This window comes from Methylorubrum sp. Q1 (assembly GCF_004683995.1).
Lineage (GTDB): Bacteria > Pseudomonadota > Alphaproteobacteria > Rhizobiales > Beijerinckiaceae > Methylobacterium.
In genome coordinates, this window is sequence record NZ_SRHQ01000004.1 from 212,840 (window position 1) to 226,968 (window position 14,129).

14 protein-coding genes and 1 tRNA gene are annotated in these 14,129 nt (G+C 69.6%); 9 read left to right on the plus strand and 6 right to left on the minus strand.

Going from position 1 to position 14,129, the window contains the following annotated elements; translation table 11 throughout:
* Nucleotides 1-25: 25 nt before the first annotated feature.
* Nucleotides 26-2,209, minus strand: coding sequence for a TonB-dependent siderophore receptor (locus E4V01_RS06190; RefSeq protein ID WP_135297739.1), 2,184 nt, complete (start codon nt 2,207-2,209; stop codon nt 26-28).
* Between the two features lie 344 nt (nt 2,210-2,553).
* On the opposite strand from E4V01_RS06190, the gene E4V01_RS06195 reads away from it, so the two are divergent.
* The 3 genes from E4V01_RS06195 to E4V01_RS06205 all read left to right on the plus strand — a co-directional run bounded on the left by E4V01_RS06195 (nt 2,554) and on the right by E4V01_RS06205 (nt 4,552).
* Nucleotides 2,554-3,054, plus strand: a complete 501-nt coding sequence (locus tag E4V01_RS06195; protein ID WP_060769687.1) for a hypothetical protein — start codon at nt 2,554-2,556, stop codon at nt 3,052-3,054.
* A 147-nt stretch (nt 3,055-3,201) separates the two neighbouring features.
* A complete protein-coding gene (locus E4V01_RS06200; protein WP_060769688.1) occupies nt 3,202-3,807 on the plus strand; it encodes a sulfite oxidase-like oxidoreductase in 606 nt (201 codons plus the stop codon).
* 13 nt (nt 3,808-3,820) lie between these two features.
* Nucleotides 3,821-4,552: a ferredoxin reductase gene (locus tag E4V01_RS06205; RefSeq protein WP_135297740.1), complete on the plus strand. Its 732-nt coding sequence runs from the start codon at nt 3,821-3,823 to the stop codon at nt 4,550-4,552.
* 178 nt (nt 4,553-4,730) lie between these two features.
* On the opposite strand, the gene E4V01_RS06210 is transcribed toward E4V01_RS06205, so the two are convergent.
* Both E4V01_RS06210 and E4V01_RS06215 read right to left on the minus strand, forming a co-directional pair.
* Nucleotides 4,731-5,108 carry a TIGR02300 family protein gene (locus E4V01_RS06210; protein WP_135297741.1) on the minus strand — a complete coding sequence of 126 codons (378 nt, stop codon included), beginning with the start codon at nt 5,106-5,108 and terminating at the stop codon, nt 4,731-4,733.
* Between the two features lie 179 nt (nt 5,109-5,287).
* Nucleotides 5,288-5,554 (minus strand): hypothetical protein, encoded by a 267-nt coding sequence (locus tag E4V01_RS06215; protein WP_135297769.1) that lies wholly within the window; start codon nt 5,552-5,554, stop codon nt 5,288-5,290.
* A 383-nt stretch (nt 5,555-5,937) separates the two neighbouring features.
* Here E4V01_RS06215 and aroA point away from each other — a divergent pair, with 383 nt between their 5' ends.
* A complete protein-coding gene (gene aroA / locus E4V01_RS06220) occupies nt 5,938-7,299 on the plus strand; it encodes a 3-phosphoshikimate 1-carboxyvinyltransferase (protein ID WP_135297742.1) in 1,362 nt (453 codons plus the stop codon).
* Nucleotides 7,296-7,964 carry a (d)CMP kinase gene (cmk, locus tag E4V01_RS06225; RefSeq protein WP_060769691.1) on the plus strand — a complete coding sequence of 223 codons (669 nt, stop codon included), beginning with the start codon at nt 7,296-7,298 and terminating at the stop codon, nt 7,962-7,964. Before aroA ends, cmk begins: the two co-directional genes overlap by 4 nt.
* A 23-nt stretch (nt 7,965-7,987) precedes the next feature.
* Here cmk and E4V01_RS06230 read toward each other — a convergent pair whose 3' ends face one another.
* Nucleotides 7,988-8,323 carry a DUF167 family protein gene (locus tag E4V01_RS06230; protein ID WP_060769692.1) on the minus strand — a complete coding sequence of 112 codons (336 nt, stop codon included), beginning with the start codon at nt 8,321-8,323 and terminating at the stop codon, nt 7,988-7,990.
* A gap of 479 nt (nt 8,324-8,802) precedes the next feature.
* Here E4V01_RS06230 and E4V01_RS06235 point away from each other — a divergent pair.
* From E4V01_RS06235 to E4V01_RS06245, 3 genes are all read left to right on the plus strand, one after another.
* A tRNA-Thr gene (locus E4V01_RS06235) sits at nt 8,803-8,878 on the plus strand.
* A 250-nt stretch (nt 8,879-9,128) separates the two neighbouring features.
* Complete coding sequence (locus tag E4V01_RS06240; RefSeq protein ID WP_135297770.1) at nt 9,129-10,427, plus strand: alpha/beta hydrolase; 1,299 nt, start codon at nt 9,129-9,131, stop codon at nt 10,425-10,427.
* A gap of 36 nt (nt 10,428-10,463) precedes the next feature.
* Complete coding sequence (locus tag E4V01_RS06245; RefSeq protein ID WP_135297743.1) at nt 10,464-11,726, plus strand: nucleotide disphospho-sugar-binding domain-containing protein; 1,263 nt, start codon at nt 10,464-10,466, stop codon at nt 11,724-11,726.
* 5 nt (nt 11,727-11,731) lie between these two features.
* Here the strand turns inward: E4V01_RS06245 and E4V01_RS06250 are convergent, their stop codons facing one another.
* On the minus strand, nt 11,732-12,508 hold the full coding sequence (locus tag E4V01_RS06250) for a creatininase family protein (RefSeq protein WP_135297744.1): 777 nt from the start codon (nt 12,506-12,508) through the stop codon (nt 11,732-11,734).
* A gap of 148 nt (nt 12,509-12,656) precedes the next feature.
* On the opposite strand from E4V01_RS06250, the gene E4V01_RS06255 reads away from it, so the two are divergent.
* Nucleotides 12,657-13,598: a sensor domain-containing diguanylate cyclase gene (locus E4V01_RS06255; protein ID WP_135297745.1), complete on the plus strand. Its 942-nt coding sequence runs from the start codon at nt 12,657-12,659 to the stop codon at nt 13,596-13,598.
* On the opposite strand, the gene E4V01_RS06260 is transcribed toward E4V01_RS06255, so the two are convergent.
* Nucleotides 13,582-13,998: an MYXO-CTERM sorting domain-containing protein gene (locus E4V01_RS06260; RefSeq protein WP_135297746.1), complete on the minus strand. Its 417-nt coding sequence runs from the start codon at nt 13,996-13,998 to the stop codon at nt 13,582-13,584. The genes E4V01_RS06255 and E4V01_RS06260 overlap by 17 nt on opposite strands.
* Nucleotides 13,999-14,129 lie beyond the last annotated feature (131 nt).

Genomic DNA, 14,129 nt, shown 5'->3' on the forward strand with positions numbered 1-14,129 from the left:
CCGATGATCCGGTGAGGCCGGCGCCTCAGTAGCGCGCCGTCAGGCTGGCAAGCACCGTCAGGGGCGCACCGGGCTGATTGTTGAACGCGTTGAACGGCTGCTCGATGTAGCGCCGGTCGGTGAGGTTGCGGCCGTTCACGGCGAAGCGCCAAGTCGGGTCGATCTCGTAGAACACGGTCGCGTCGAGGCGGGCATAGGCGCCGACCTTGTAGGTGTTGGTGATGTCGCCGAAGCGCTCGCCGACATAGGTCAGGCCGCCGCCGAAGCCCCAACCGTGCAGGGGGCCGCCCTGGAACTGGTAGGTCGACCAGACGCTGGCGCTGAAGACCGGCGCCGCCGGCAGGCGGTTGCCGATGGCGACGGTCGCATCCTTCGTGACCTCCGCATCGAGATAGCCGATGCCGCCGATGATCTTCCAGCCCGGCAGGATCTCGCCGGCGATGTCGCCTTCGAACCCCTGCGAGCGCTGCTCGCCGGTGATGATCGAGAAGCCGGTATTGACCGGATCGGACGCGGCGACGTTCGCCCGCAGGATGCGGAAGGCGGCGGCACTCACCGTGAGCCGGTCGGGGATCAGGTCGAAGCGGGCGCCGACCTCCACCTGCTCGCCGGTCTCCGGGGGCGGGCTCGCGACGTTGAGGACGTTGGCGGTCTGCGGCACGAAGGAGGTGGTGTAGCTGCCATAGAGCGTGAGCGGCTCCACCGGCCGCCAGACGAGGCCGACCCGCGGTGAGACCCCGGTGAGGTTCTGCTCCGGCGGGATCGTCCGCGTGGTCGGGGTGCGCTGGAAATAGAGCTGGTCGGCCGTATCGAAACGCACGCCGAGCACGAGCTGCAGGCCGGGAAAGAACTCGATCTGGTCCTGCAGGTAGAGGCCGAACAGGCTGAGCTTCTGCCGCAGGTCGCTCTGCAGGGTGAGCGTGCCGATTTGCGGCACCGAGCCCCGGATCGGGTTGAGGAAGGAGACCGAGGTCGCGGCCCCCTGCGTCGTGAACGGATGGCGGAAGCCGTCCACGATCTCGAAACCGGCCAGGGCGGTGTGGCGGAAGCCGAGGGGATCGATGAAGCGCCCGACGGCCTCGGTCCGGCTGTCGATGGAGTGATAGATCGATTCGCCCTCGGTGAGGCGCCGCGTCACCGTGGTCCCGGCGGCGTTCACGCCCGTCGCCCGGGTCGCCAGGAGATTGAACGAGCCCCACTGGCCGTTGATCGCCTGCCGCAGGGTCAGGTTCTCGTTGACGTCGTGCTCCGCCAGCAGGGTGATCGCGTTCGCCTCGCCGTAGTAGCGCGACCACGGCTCGCCGTAGAAGCGGCGGACGTTGTCGAGCGGCACCCGGCCGCGCAACGCGATCAGGCCCTCGTCGTACTGGCTGTGCTGGCGGGTGAACTCGGCGTTGAGGTAGACCCGCGTCGAGGCGTCGGGCGTCCAGACGAAGGCCGGCGCGAAGAAGTGCCGGGAGTTTTCCGGGCCGCCGAAATCGCGGAAGGTCGCCTCGTTCTGCGTGCCGAAGCTGAAGCGTGCGGCGAGCCCCTCCACGCTCGGGATCGCGCCCGAGACCGAGCCCTGCACCCGGCGGAAGCCGAACGAGCCGCCCTGGACCGTCAGGTCGGCGGACGGCGTGAGGGTCGGCTGGCGGGTGACGATGTTGATGAGGCCGCCGGGATCGCCCTGGCCGTAGAGCACCGAGGCCGGGCCTTTGAGCACCTCAATCCGCTCGACGTTGGCCAGATCGCGCTGCGTCGGCTGAAACGTGTTGGCCGGGTTCAGCACCAGCCCGTCGATGGCGTAGGTCTGGGTGCGGAAGCCGCGCAGGATGTAGGTGTCGGAGCGGCCCTGGATCGTGCCCCCCGGCTGGACGTTGCTGACGTTGGTGAGCGCGTCGGTCAGGCGCACGGCCTGCTGATCGACCAGAACCTCGCGCGGGACGACCTGGATCGATTGCGGCGTGTCGCGCAACGCCGTGTCCGTCCGCGTCGCGGTGGCCGAGCGCGCGGCGCGGTATCCGACGACGGGACCGCTCGCCCGCTCGCCGCTGCCCGTGACCGAGAGTTCGGACAAAACGGCCTCGGCGCCCTCCGGGGGGACGGTTTGCGCATGGACGCTCAACGGCCAGAGAAGGGCGAGGCCGAGCAGGGCGCGCGAGCCGGTGACGATCGCAGCCGACCCCGGAGTGACGGGATGCACTCTTTCCTGCGCTGCGTTGCTCATAGTCGTTCCGATGCGAGAGCCGGCTCCACGGAACCAACACGGCGCGTTTACATATGTGGCTTTGCAGTCCGCAAGCGTATGATTGTCTATTTTGCAGGATTATTTCGATGGAGATCATGTCGTTGCGGCGGAACAACAATTTATTCCAAGTCTAAAGTAGAAACGAATCTGCGCCGGCCGCATGGCTTGGAAGTCATCGTTCGAACGGGATTCTGCGCCGCCGATGTCCGGGCCGTTCGGCGGCGGCGTCGCCCCGATGGAGCGCCGCTCGCCTCGCTTGCGCTTTCGTGTCTACAATCGCCACTACGATCCTCGCGCGATTGCCACGGCCGGGGCGCACCGACATGCGACGCCTTCTCAAGTTCCTGCACACGATGGGGGCGGTCGGGCTGATGGGGGCGATGGCCTGCCTCGTCATCCTCCTGAGCCACACCCCGCCTCCCGCCTCGCTCGCCGGCTACGCCCTGATGCGCGGGGCGATGGGCTCCGTCGCGACATGGATCTTCCTGCCCTCGCTCGGCCTGACGCTGATCTCCGGGCTGCTGGCGGTCGCGCTGCATCCGGGCTTTCGCGAGGCGGGGTGGGCCTGGGTCAAGCTCGCCACCGGCGTGCTGGTGTTCGAGGGCGGCTTCGTCGGCATCCAGGGGCCGATGCAGGAGGAGGCCCGGCGCAGCGCCGCCGCGCTCCGGGGCGAGATCGATCCCGCCACCCTCACGGGCGCGCTGGCGGCCGAGAGCAACACCCTTTGGGTGATCCTCGCCGTCGCGGTCGTCAACGTCGTGCTCGGCATCTGGCGGCCGCGCATCCTGCGGCTTCCGCGCCCCGACGTGTCACGGCCGGCCTGACGGCGTTTCGGCAAGGCGCCTTGGGAACATGGGTCGGCGCGGAACGCTTTCGGGCGAAGCTCCGTTGCCGCTCCTGGGGTTCGTATCGGATCGAGGGAGGCGGTGCGCCGGCACGGCTCCCGGCAGATGGGACGGCGGAGGAGCGTGATGGCGACGCGAGGCTTTACCGGGCGGCCCCCCGCCGCGGCGATCCGCGAACGGCTCCCGCCGGGTCAGTACCTCACCGACGATTTCCCCGTGCTCCAGCTTGGGCCCACGCCGCGGGTTTCGACCGAGGGCTGGCGCTTCACCCTGCGCCAGGGCCCGCGACCGCTGGCGAGCTGGACTTGGGAGGAGTTCGCGCAACTGCCCCGCACCCGTTGGAGCGGCGATATCCACTGTGTGACCAAGTGGTCGAAGTTCGATACCGCCTGGGAGGGCGTGAGCTTCGACGACATCCTGGCGGCGGCCGGTCTCGAGGCGCCGACGGGCTTCCTTCTGGCCGAAAGCCACGACGACTACACCACCAACCTGCCGGTGGCGGATCTGACCGGCGGCAAGGCGATGGTGGCGACCCATTACGACGGCAAGCCGATCCCGCCCGACCACGGTGGCCCCGCCCGTCTCCTCGTACCGCATCTCTATTTCTGGAAGAGCGCCAAATGGGTGAAGGGTCTGCGCTTTACCGAACGCGACGAGGCCGGGTTCTGGGAACTGCGCGGCTACCACATGTACGGCGACCCCTGGCGTGAGCAGCGTTTCAGCGGCGACTGAAGGATTGCCCGACGTGAACGGCATCGCGCCCTCGCCCTCGCCGTCACCCTGGCGGGAAGTGACGATCCGGGCGATCAGGCCCGTGACGCCGCGGGTGAAAAGCTTCCGCTTCGACCCTCTGGATCGCCCGCACCGGGCCGGCCAGCACGTCGATGTGCGCCTCACCGCGCCCGACGGCTACCGGGCGCAGCGCAGCTACTCCATCGCCTCGGCGCCGGATGATCCCGCCGGCATCGAACTGATGATCGAGGGGTTGGAGGCGGGCGAGGTTTCGGGCTTCTTCGACACCGTGGCCGAGGTCGGCGACACGATCGAGCTGCGCGGTCCCCTCGGCGCGTTCTCGTGGAGTCCGGCGGATGGCGGGCCGGTGCTGCTGATCGGCGGCGGCTCCGGCATCGTGCCGCTGCTGGCGATGGTGCGCGAGCGGACCCGGCACGCGCCCGAGGTGCCGATGCTGCTGATCTACTCCGTGCGCAATGCCGCCGAGGCCATCGCCCGGGCGGAACTCGCCGCGCTCTCCCGCGACGAGACCGGCTTCGACCTGACCCTGCTCCTGACCCGCGAGGGGCCGACCGCGGGCCGGCGCATCGACCGCGTGATGATCGACACAGCGATCGAGTGCCTCGGCATGCCGCGCCACGTCTTCGTCTGCGGCGGCAACGGCTTCGTCGGCGCGGTCGCCGATCTGCTGGTGGATGCGGGCGTGAAGCCGGGCCTGATCCGCACGGAGCGGTTCGGCGGCTGACGTCGTTCCGGTTCGGGTGTCCGGAGAGGGAAGGGCGCAGAGATCGCCCCTCCGAAGCACGGTTGCCTGCCTGTCCGAGGCAGGCCTGCGAGGGAGCCGGCCCGGATCGGAACCGGCTCTGTCCACTCACGCGAACGCGCCCGTTTCGCCGAACCGGTCTCCCGGTCCGGCGGCGCACTCAGCCTTCCTCGTCGCCATCCGTATCGTTGTCGATCAGATCGGAGACGTCGTCGTCGCCATCCTCTTCCTCGAGGAAGGTGTCGTCGTCCGTTCCCCCGGCGGCGTTGTCGCCACCCTCTTCGTCGTCCACGGCGATATCGGCATCGTCCTCGCTGGCCTCGGCCTCGTCGAGGGAGACGATCTCCGGGCCGCTCTTCTCGTCCTCGTCCTCGTCCTCATCCGTGGCGCGGCTGGCGACGGGCGGGGCGACGCGGGACGTCGCGACTTGGTAGATCGTGCCGCATTTCGGACAGGTCGCCGGATCACGGTCGAGATCGTAGAACTTGGCACCGCAATTCATGCACTGGCGTTTGACGCCGAGTTCCGGTCTAGCCACGGCTGCGCACCTCTGGGGACGGATAACGGAAAGGATCCGGGGGAGGGGCCCCGTTAGTCGCAGCCTCCGTCCATGTCAAACGCCGTGTCGCGTGTCATGCCGCGTTGTGCGCCGAGCGGCTTGTCGAAGGGCGAAGCCGGGCGCTGGCGAGAACGGTTGCGACGAAGGATGGGGCGGTGTCAGGCGCGACGCGCCCACTTGTTCTGCCGCCGCTCGACGGTGACCCGCAGGAGCCGGCCGAACGGCGTATCGCCCACCCGTCCGTCGCGGACGAACTCATGAAGGACGGCTTCAAGGGCGACGATGCGTTCGCTGGGGTGGCGATAGGCGCTCTCGAGTTCGTTCAAGGCTTCGAGAATGCATGTTCCAGCCGCCGAATCGGCGATGGCCGAAGCATGATCAACCTTGCGGAGGCATTGGCGCACGGGCGTCATCGGCAGCACCATAAACACATGCCAGGCGTTGTCGAACGCTCGATGCTGCGCCAAGCCTGCACCGCCCCTCCTTTGCACAGAATCGTATGAACGAAATTCAGTGGAGTGCCGCGCGGTGCCTGATCGGCCGTGGCAGCATTGTCCGCAGACGGCGGTTTATCGCTGGAGGCTGGGGTGCTCCGGCAGGATCGTACGCTAACGGCGAAGCGGTCGAGCGAGCCGTGGCGCGGGTTCCAGCGGCACCATATGAGGCCGTCGCCGGCCTTCCGGATGACGCGAGCCGGTCCGCATGGTAACGGGCGCCCGTCACGCCGGACCCGTCCGGCGGGCGGCTCTCGGTGCCCTGGCGGTGCCGACACGCCTCAGCGCAGCGCTTGAGCAAGACGCAGATTCCCGTGTCGCACGATTCCGAACCGCAGGCTGTCACCGCGTATCCCGGAGGCCCCTTGAACGGGGCCCTGAAGCCGCCGGGCGACAAGTCGATCTCCCACCGGGCGATGATCCTCGGGCTGCTCGCCATCGGCGAGACGCGGGTCGAAGGGCTTTTGGAGGGCGACGACGTGCTGCGCACGGCCTCCGCTGCCAAGGCGCTCGGGGCGCAGATCACCCGCGAGGGCGAGGGGCGCTGGCGGATCGTCGGCGTCGGCATCGGTGGGATGCAGGATCCGGACGGCGTGCTCGATTTCGGAAATGCCGGCACCGGCTCGCGGCTGATGATGGGCGTCGTCGGCGGCCAGCCCGTGACCGCAACCTTCGACGGCGATGCGAGCCTTCGCAAGCGGCCGATGCGGCGCATCCTCGATCCGATCCTGAAGATGGGCGCCGAGATCGTGTCCGAGGCCGAGGGCGGGCGCGTGCCGCTGACCCTGAGGGGGCCGCGCGAGGCGATTCCGATCCACTACGAACTTCCGGTGGCTTCGGCGCAGATCAAGTCGGCGGTGCTGCTCGCCGGGCTCAACGCGCCGGGCACCACCACCGTCATCGAGAAAGCGGCGTCCCGCGACCATACCGAGCGGATGCTGCGCCTGTTCGGCGCGGAAGTGACCGTCACGCCGTCGGGCGAGGGCGGCCATGGCCGCACCGTCACGCTGACCGGCCAGCCGACCCTGCGCGGCACCGATGTGGTCGTGCCGGCCGATCCGTCCTCGGCCGCTTTCCCGCTGGTGGCGGCGCTGGTCGTGCCGGGCTCCGAGGTGATTCTGCGCGGCGTGATGATGAACCCGCTGCGCACCGGCCTCATCACGACGCTGATCGAGATGGGCGCCGAGATCGAGCGCCTCGACGAGCGCGAGGAGGGGGGCGAGACGGTGGCCGACCTGCGGGTGCGCGCGAGCCGCCTGAAAGGCGTCGATGTGCCGGCCGAGCGGGCGCCCTCGATGATCGACGAATATCCGATCCTGGCGGTCGCCGCCGCGTTCGCCGAAGGCACGACCCGGATGAACGGCCTGCACGAATTGCGGGTCAAGGAATCCGATCGGCTCGCGGCGGTCGCCGCCGGGCTTGCCGCCAACGGCGTCACCCACGCCATCGAGGGCGATGACCTGATCGTGACCGGCGAAGGGCAGGCGCCCGCGGGCGGCGGCACGGTCGCAACCCATCTCGATCACCGCATCGCCATGGCCTTCCTCGTCCTGGGGCTCGCCGCCAGGAGCCCCGTCACCGTGGACGACGGCGCGATGATCGCCACGAGCTTCCCGAGCTTCCGCCCGACCATGCTGGCGCTCGGCGCCCGGATCGAGGACGGGGCCGCGGCATGATCCCGGATGAGATCGCCGTGCACCGGGACAACGCGCGCCTTGTCATCGCCATCGACGGCCCGGCCGCCTCCGGCAAGGGCACGCTCGCCAAGCGGCTCGCCCTCCATTACGGCCTGCCCCATCTCGATACCGGCCTGCTCTACCGCGCGGTCGCGCTGACCCTGCTCGACGCGGGGGCCGACCTCGACGACACGGGAGCGGCGGCGCGGGCGGCCTCCGACCTGTCGGCGGAGCGGCTGTCCGACCCGCGCCTGCGAGAGCGGGCGATGGGCGAGGCGGCCTCGCGGGTCTCCTCGGTGCCGGAGGTCCGCGCCGCCCTGCTGTCCTGGCAGCGGCGCTTCGCCGAAGCGGCGGAGGGAGCGGTGCTCGACGGACGCGACATCGGTACCGTCGTCTGTCCGGATGCGCGGGTGAAGCTGTTCATCACCGCCGCTCCGGAGGAGCGGGCGCGCCGCCGCCATCGCGAGTTGCTCGGCCGCGGCGAGGAAACCACCCTCGCCGCGATCCTCGCCGACATCCGCGCCCGCGACGCCCGCGATTCGAGCCGCGCTGCCGCCCCGCTGAAAGCCGCCGAGGATGCGGTGGTGCTCGACACGACCGAACTCGACGCCGAGGCCGCCTTCGCCGAGGCGGTCGCCATCGTCGAGCGGCTCAAGGCTGCCTGAGAGGTCCGCCCGTCTCGCCGAGTTTACCCGCCGAGCCAAGTTTCTCCGTGGAGCCAAGCCTCCACCCGCGCCGCGAGGATCTGCGGATCGCCTGAGAGATGCAGGCGCTTGGTGCGGGAGGCCTCCCCGGAGATCAGCGTGACCTCCGCCTTCCGCAGCCCCAGGCTCTTGGCGACGAAGGCGGTCAGCGCCGCGTTGGCGGCGCCCTCGACCGGTGGAGCCGCGACCCGCAGGGACAGGACCGGCCGTCCGCTCGCCTCCGTGCGGACGCCGTCGAGTCCGGTTCGGCTGGCTCGCGGTGTCAACCGCACCGCCAGGACAAGGCCGTTCGCCTCGAGGGTGAAGGGGCTTTGCGTCATGAAGGTCTCGCGGGCTCCGCTGCTCGATCGGGCGGATATGCTCCCGTGCCGACGCGTATCCGTCCTGCCGAGAGGATTGTCATCGGGACAATCAGCGGACCATCGGTTCGGCTTGCGCTCATGCGCGCCCCGGCGGCGAGTTCGCGGTGATCCTCGGGCCTGCGCGGCGCGCGGCAGCCTCGAAGGTCAGTGGGGCCGGGGTCCAGGGGCACCCGCAAGCAGCCTGAGAACACCCGTCCGCAGGCCGCCTCGCCTCCGACGCGGGCCCACCGCTGCTTCGCCCGTGTCCAGGCCTGAACCGGGCGTTCGATCGGATCCCGTGCGGATGGGCTCTACGCCGGCTTGACCTCAATGCTTGAGCTTGTCACCGAGACAAGTTCAGTTGTGCACAATATACAGATTGGGGATTGAACAAGTGGAGTTGGCGGCTGGGGATGCGCTTGCGCCGTTCGGGGCGGGCTGATAGCGGGTTGTACGCTGCCGGTTTAGCTCAGTTGGTAGAGCAACCGCCTTGTAAGCGGTAGGTCGCGAGTTCGAGTCCCGCAACCGGCACCATTCCGCCCGCGATCTTGCAGACATGTCGGGCAGCGCGCGAGAACTGTCCCCGTCGGCGGCTGGCCTGTCCAAGATGCGGCGCAGGACAAAAATCTTTACCTTCGCGTGAGTCCGAGACCAAGAGCGCAGCATTTGCGCCCTTTCCGCAACTTTCAGAGTTGTAACGGATGATGGTGCATTTGGAAAAGGTTTGAGGCTCTTTCCGCAGGCGGCTGACGTGTTCGGCCACGGCGTGAGGGCCGTCATCCGGATGGGGGCGTTCGGACGTATGCGGAAATCGCTGAGTTTCACGCCGCCGGATCTGCAGGAGGCCCGGCCGGAGCCGGTGCGCCGCCGCTACGTCTTCTACATTCCCGGCTATGATCCGGAGGCGAAGACCCGCTACCGGCTGCTCTTCGTGCGGGAATGGGCCCGCTACACCAAGCGGTTCGGCGGCAGGCGGGAGATCTCCCGCGCGCAGTCGAGCGAGGACGGGCTGGTCCAGAGCTGGACCGTCAGTGCGCCCGAGCAGGGCGACGGAGCGGAGACCCGCTACGACGTGCTTTTGTGGGACGACATCGTCGCCGCCGACTTCGCCCGTTCCCGCTTTCTCAGCGTGGCGCTTCTCGTCGCCGGCACCCTGCACATGATCCTGATCGGCCTGCTGTTCCGCTTCTACCGGCTGCACTGGAAATACGGCAACGTCATCCTCTACCCCTTCGTGATGGTGATCCTGCTCACCGCCCTGTCCCTCGTCATCGGGGGGGCGGTGCATGCCCATCTCGGCGACGGATTCGGTCACAGCCTCCGATGGCCGCTCTGGGTCTCGCTGCCCCTGGCAGTGGTCGCGGGCATCGTCTGGATCAAGGCGATCGAAGCCTTCCTGAACCGCGTCTTCTTCTGGCAACTCCTGAACGACTGGGTGTTCAACTGGCAGCACGGCCAGGGCTGGCGGCCCGATTACGAGCGCCGCCTCGATGCCTTCGCTGCGCATATCCTGTCCGCCCTCGCGGCGCGGGCCGCGGCGGGGGAGGCGACCGACGAGGTGATGATCGTCGGCCATTCCTCCGGTGGGCTGACGGCGGTCGAGGTTGCGGCCCGCGTGCTCGCCCGTGACGGGACGATCGGCATCTCCGGCGCCAACCTGTCCCTCGTGACGCTCGGATCCGGTCTGCCGCTCGTGGCGATGCAGCCGGCGGCCACTCGCCTGCGGGCGGAGATCGCGGGCCTCGTCACGGAGCGGCGCATCGTCTGGTGCGACTTCCACGCGCCCCAGGATTGGATGAACTTCCCCGGCTTCAATCCGCTGCTCCACCTCGGCCTCGACCTGCACGGGCAACCGGTCGCCAATCCCCTCGTGCGCTCGGCGCGCTTTCGCGAGCTGATCTGCCCGGAGACCTACCGGCGGGTACGCTTCCGTCCCTTCCGGATGCACTTCCAGTTCCTTCTCGCGAACGAGCGGCCCGGCGCCTACGATTTCTTCGCGATGACCTTGGGCCCGCAGCGGCTGCGCGAGCAGGTGCTCGCCCCCGCTGCATGCCCCGAACGTGAGCCCGCCCTTCCGCTCTGATCCGGTCCGTCCGGACGCCAGCCGGCACTGAGGTCGATGCAGGCTTTCATCGTTGCCGTCGGCAGTCACGGCGATGTCCTGCCACTCCTTGCGATCGCGGCCGAGCTGCGACGGCGGGGGCATGCGATCACGCTGGCGGCGCCCGCTCCGTTCGCGGCCATGGCCGCCCGGGCGAATCTGCCGTTCTTCGCCCTCGGGACGGAGGACGACTACCGGCTCGCCGCGACCGAGACCGAACTCTGGCGACCCTGGCGCGGCGTTGGAGCGATGTTCCGCCATGTCTCGGCGGCGACCGAGCCGGTCTATGAGTGGCTCGCCAGGGAGGCACGGCCCGGCGAGAGCATCGTACTCGCCTCGACGCTGGCGCTCGGGGCACGGGTGGCGCAGGAAAAGCGCGGGCTGGACGTTGTCACGGTGCATCTCATGCCGTTGCTCGCCCGGAGCCGCACCGATCCGCCGATCCTGCCCGGCCTCCCGCTCTCCGAGCGGCTGCCGGCGCGCTTCCGGCATTGGATCGGACGCGGGGCCGACCGTTTCGTGATCGGGCCCGCCGCCCTGCCGGCCCTGAACGAATTTCGCGCGAGGCTGGATCTGCCGCCGGTGCTCCGGCTCCGCCGCTGGTGGAGCAGCCCGCAGCGCGTCCTGTTCGCCTTTCCGCGATGGTACGCCGCGCCGCAGCCGCACCGGATGCCCCAATCGCTGCAGGTCGGCTTCCCGCTCGCGGATCGTTTCGGCGATGTCGCCGAGCCGGAGCCCGCCGTCGCGCGCTTCCTGGACGAGGGGCCACCGCTGGCCTTCACCTACGGATCGGCGATGTCGGGGAGCCAGGGCTTCTTCCGCACGGCGCTGCGGATCTGCGAAAGGCTCGGACGGCGCGGCCTCCTCCTGGCGCCGCAGGGCGGGCAGGTGCCGACGGACCTGCCTGCGGGCGTGCTGCACGTCCCCTACGCTCCGTTCAGCCGCGTGCTACCGCGCTGCGCGGCGCTGATCCACCATGGTGGCATCGGTACCGTCGCACAGGCGCTCGCGGCCGGAATCCCCCAACTGGTGGTGCCCGTCGCCTTCGATCACTTCGACGAGGCGCGCTGGCTGCAACGTCTCGGTGTCGGCACTTCCTTGAGCCGCCGCCGCTTCACGCCGGCCCGCGCAACGTCCACTTTGCGCCGGCTGCTGACCGATCCGCACGTCGCCCAGGCCTGCGCGGCGGCCAAGGCACGGATGGCGCAGGAGGATGGCGTCGGGGAGGCCTGCGATGCGGTCGAAGCCTTCGCTCGAACGGTCCGATCGTCCGCTGCCTGATGCCGCTACAGCGAAAACCGATCGACCTCCTCCAGCAGCCGCACGAAGGCCTGCGCGCCGTAAGCGAGGGCGGCCTCCCCCGCTTCCGCCGTGCCGAGGCGGGCGTCCCCGAGAGCCCCGGACGGGTGGAGGTCTTCCGTCTTCCAGGCGAAGGCCGCCGGGCGGCCGGCGCGCAGCAGCGCGAAGTCGCGCTCCATCGCCACCGTGCGGGGCTCGAAATCCTGGATGTGTTCCTGCCGCACGAGGTCGGGCCGCAGCGCCAGCATCAAGGCGGTCTCGATGCCGCCGGCATGGATGCCGTGGCGGATCTCACCGGGCGGAAACAGCCCCTCGGGCAGGCCGAGCCGGCTCCACGAGGTTGTGACCGCGACCATCCCGAGTCGGCTGCGCAGCTCGCCCGCGACGAGGTCGATGAGCGCGCTGTTGCCGCCGTGGGAGGAGACGATCACGAGCTTCGTGCAGCCCGCCCGGTGCAGACTCGCGCCGATCTCGGTCCAGGCCGCAAGCGCGGTCGGCGCGGTCAGGGTCAGCGTGCCGGGGAAGGAATCGTGCTCATCCGACTTGCCAACGGCCTGGACCGGCAGGAGCAGCACGTCGAGCGCCTCCGGCACCTGCGGTGCGACCCGCGCGAGATAGCCTTCCGCGATCAGGGTGTCGGTGCCGAGCGGCAGGTGCGGCCCGTGCTGCTCCACCGCGGCGACCGGCAGGACCGCGATGGTTCGGCTCATGTCGCGGGCACGGATCTCCGCCGTCGTGAGGTCGAGCCAGGATCGCGCCGGCATGCTGTCATCTCCGTTGTCGCGGGTCGAGCGCCGCGCCGGCTCGTTCATGCGCTCCCGGCTTCCATCGAGCGGAGACCGCATCAACCACGCGTTAGTCAAGCTGGCTTAACGGTCGCCGGATTGCGTCCGTCGCCATTGCCGAATTGCCATGAACACTTTTCCTTATAACAGGCTTGGCGTGATGCCCTCCGACCCCGGTGCGGCGAATGACGACTCGTCCGAGGCGATGCGCCGGGAATTGGCCCGCCTGCGGGAGATGCTGGAGCAGAACTCGGACTGGATCTGGGAGGTCGATGCGCAGGGGCGCTACACCTACGCCTCGCGCCAGTGCGTCGCTCTGCTCGGCCGCGAGCCGGAGGAGGTGTTGGGTCGCACACCCTTCGACTTCATGCCGCCGGACGAGGCCGAGCGGGTGGGCCGGATCTTCGGCGCCATTGCCGCCGAGCGGCGGCCCTTCACCCAGCTTCTCAACCGCAACCTGCGCAAGGATGGCAGCCTCGTCGTGCTGGAAACCAGCGGCGTGCCGCTGCTCGGTCCCGACGGCGCGTTGCGCGGTTACCGCGGCATCGACCGGGATGTGACCGAGCGGGAGGCGGCGAACGAGCGGCTCCGCCACCTCGCCCGACACGACGACCTCACGGGCCTGCCGAACCGGATGTATCTGCGTGGGCATCTCGCGAAGCAACTGGCCGCCGGACAGCGCCCCGGCGTGCTCTGCCTCGATCTCGACGGCTTCAAGCCCGTCAACGATCGCCTCGGCCACGCCGCGGGCGATCGCGTTCTGACGGAGATCGGCCGCCGCCTCGCCGAACTGGCGGCTTCGCGGGGCCTGTTCGCGGCGCGGCCCGGCGGCGACGAATTCGTTCTGATCGTGCCGGACGGCGTGGACGTGTCGCCCGAGGCCGTTCGTGCGGTCATCGCCGCGCCCATCGCCATCCACGCCGAGACGGTGCGGATCGGCGCCAGTCTCGGCCTCGCTTCGGCACAGGGCCCTGAGGACACGGTCGATGCCCTGCTCGCGCGGGCCGACCGTGTCCTCTACGAGGCCAAGGAAGCGGTCAGACGGGCTGGCGTCAGCGACGGCGGCTGAGGAGCCAGCCGAGGCCGAAGGCCGCCGCGGCGACCAGTGCCAGGGTCGTGCCGCGGTTCTCTTCTACCTGCGATGCGAGGGCGCGACCGCGCCGGTTCGCCTCGTCGCGCAGATGCCGCCCGCGGGCATGGGCCTCGTCGTGGAGGTGGCGACCCCGTTGCGCGGCCTCGTCACGCAGGTGCCGGCCGCGGGAGACCGCTTCGTCGGCGAGACGGTAGCCGTCCTCGTAGATGTCCTCGGCCCGCTCGCGGGTCCGGCCATAGGCCGCCTGCGCCACGCCCGCGACCTGTTCGTAGGCACCCTCGACCTGCGGACGGGCCTGGCCTGCCACGGCGCCGAGCACGGTGCGACCGCGGCCCTTGAGATTGCGGAAGCGGCCCTCGATCTGGTCCCTGTTCATGATAAATTCCTTTTGATCAAATGACTGCCGAGCCCACCCAATGACGGGGCCCGAAACGAAGAAGCCGCACCCGGTCGGGTGCGGCTCCGGCCGTCGGATCTTGGATCGGAAAGTCCCGCCGGCCTCGTGCC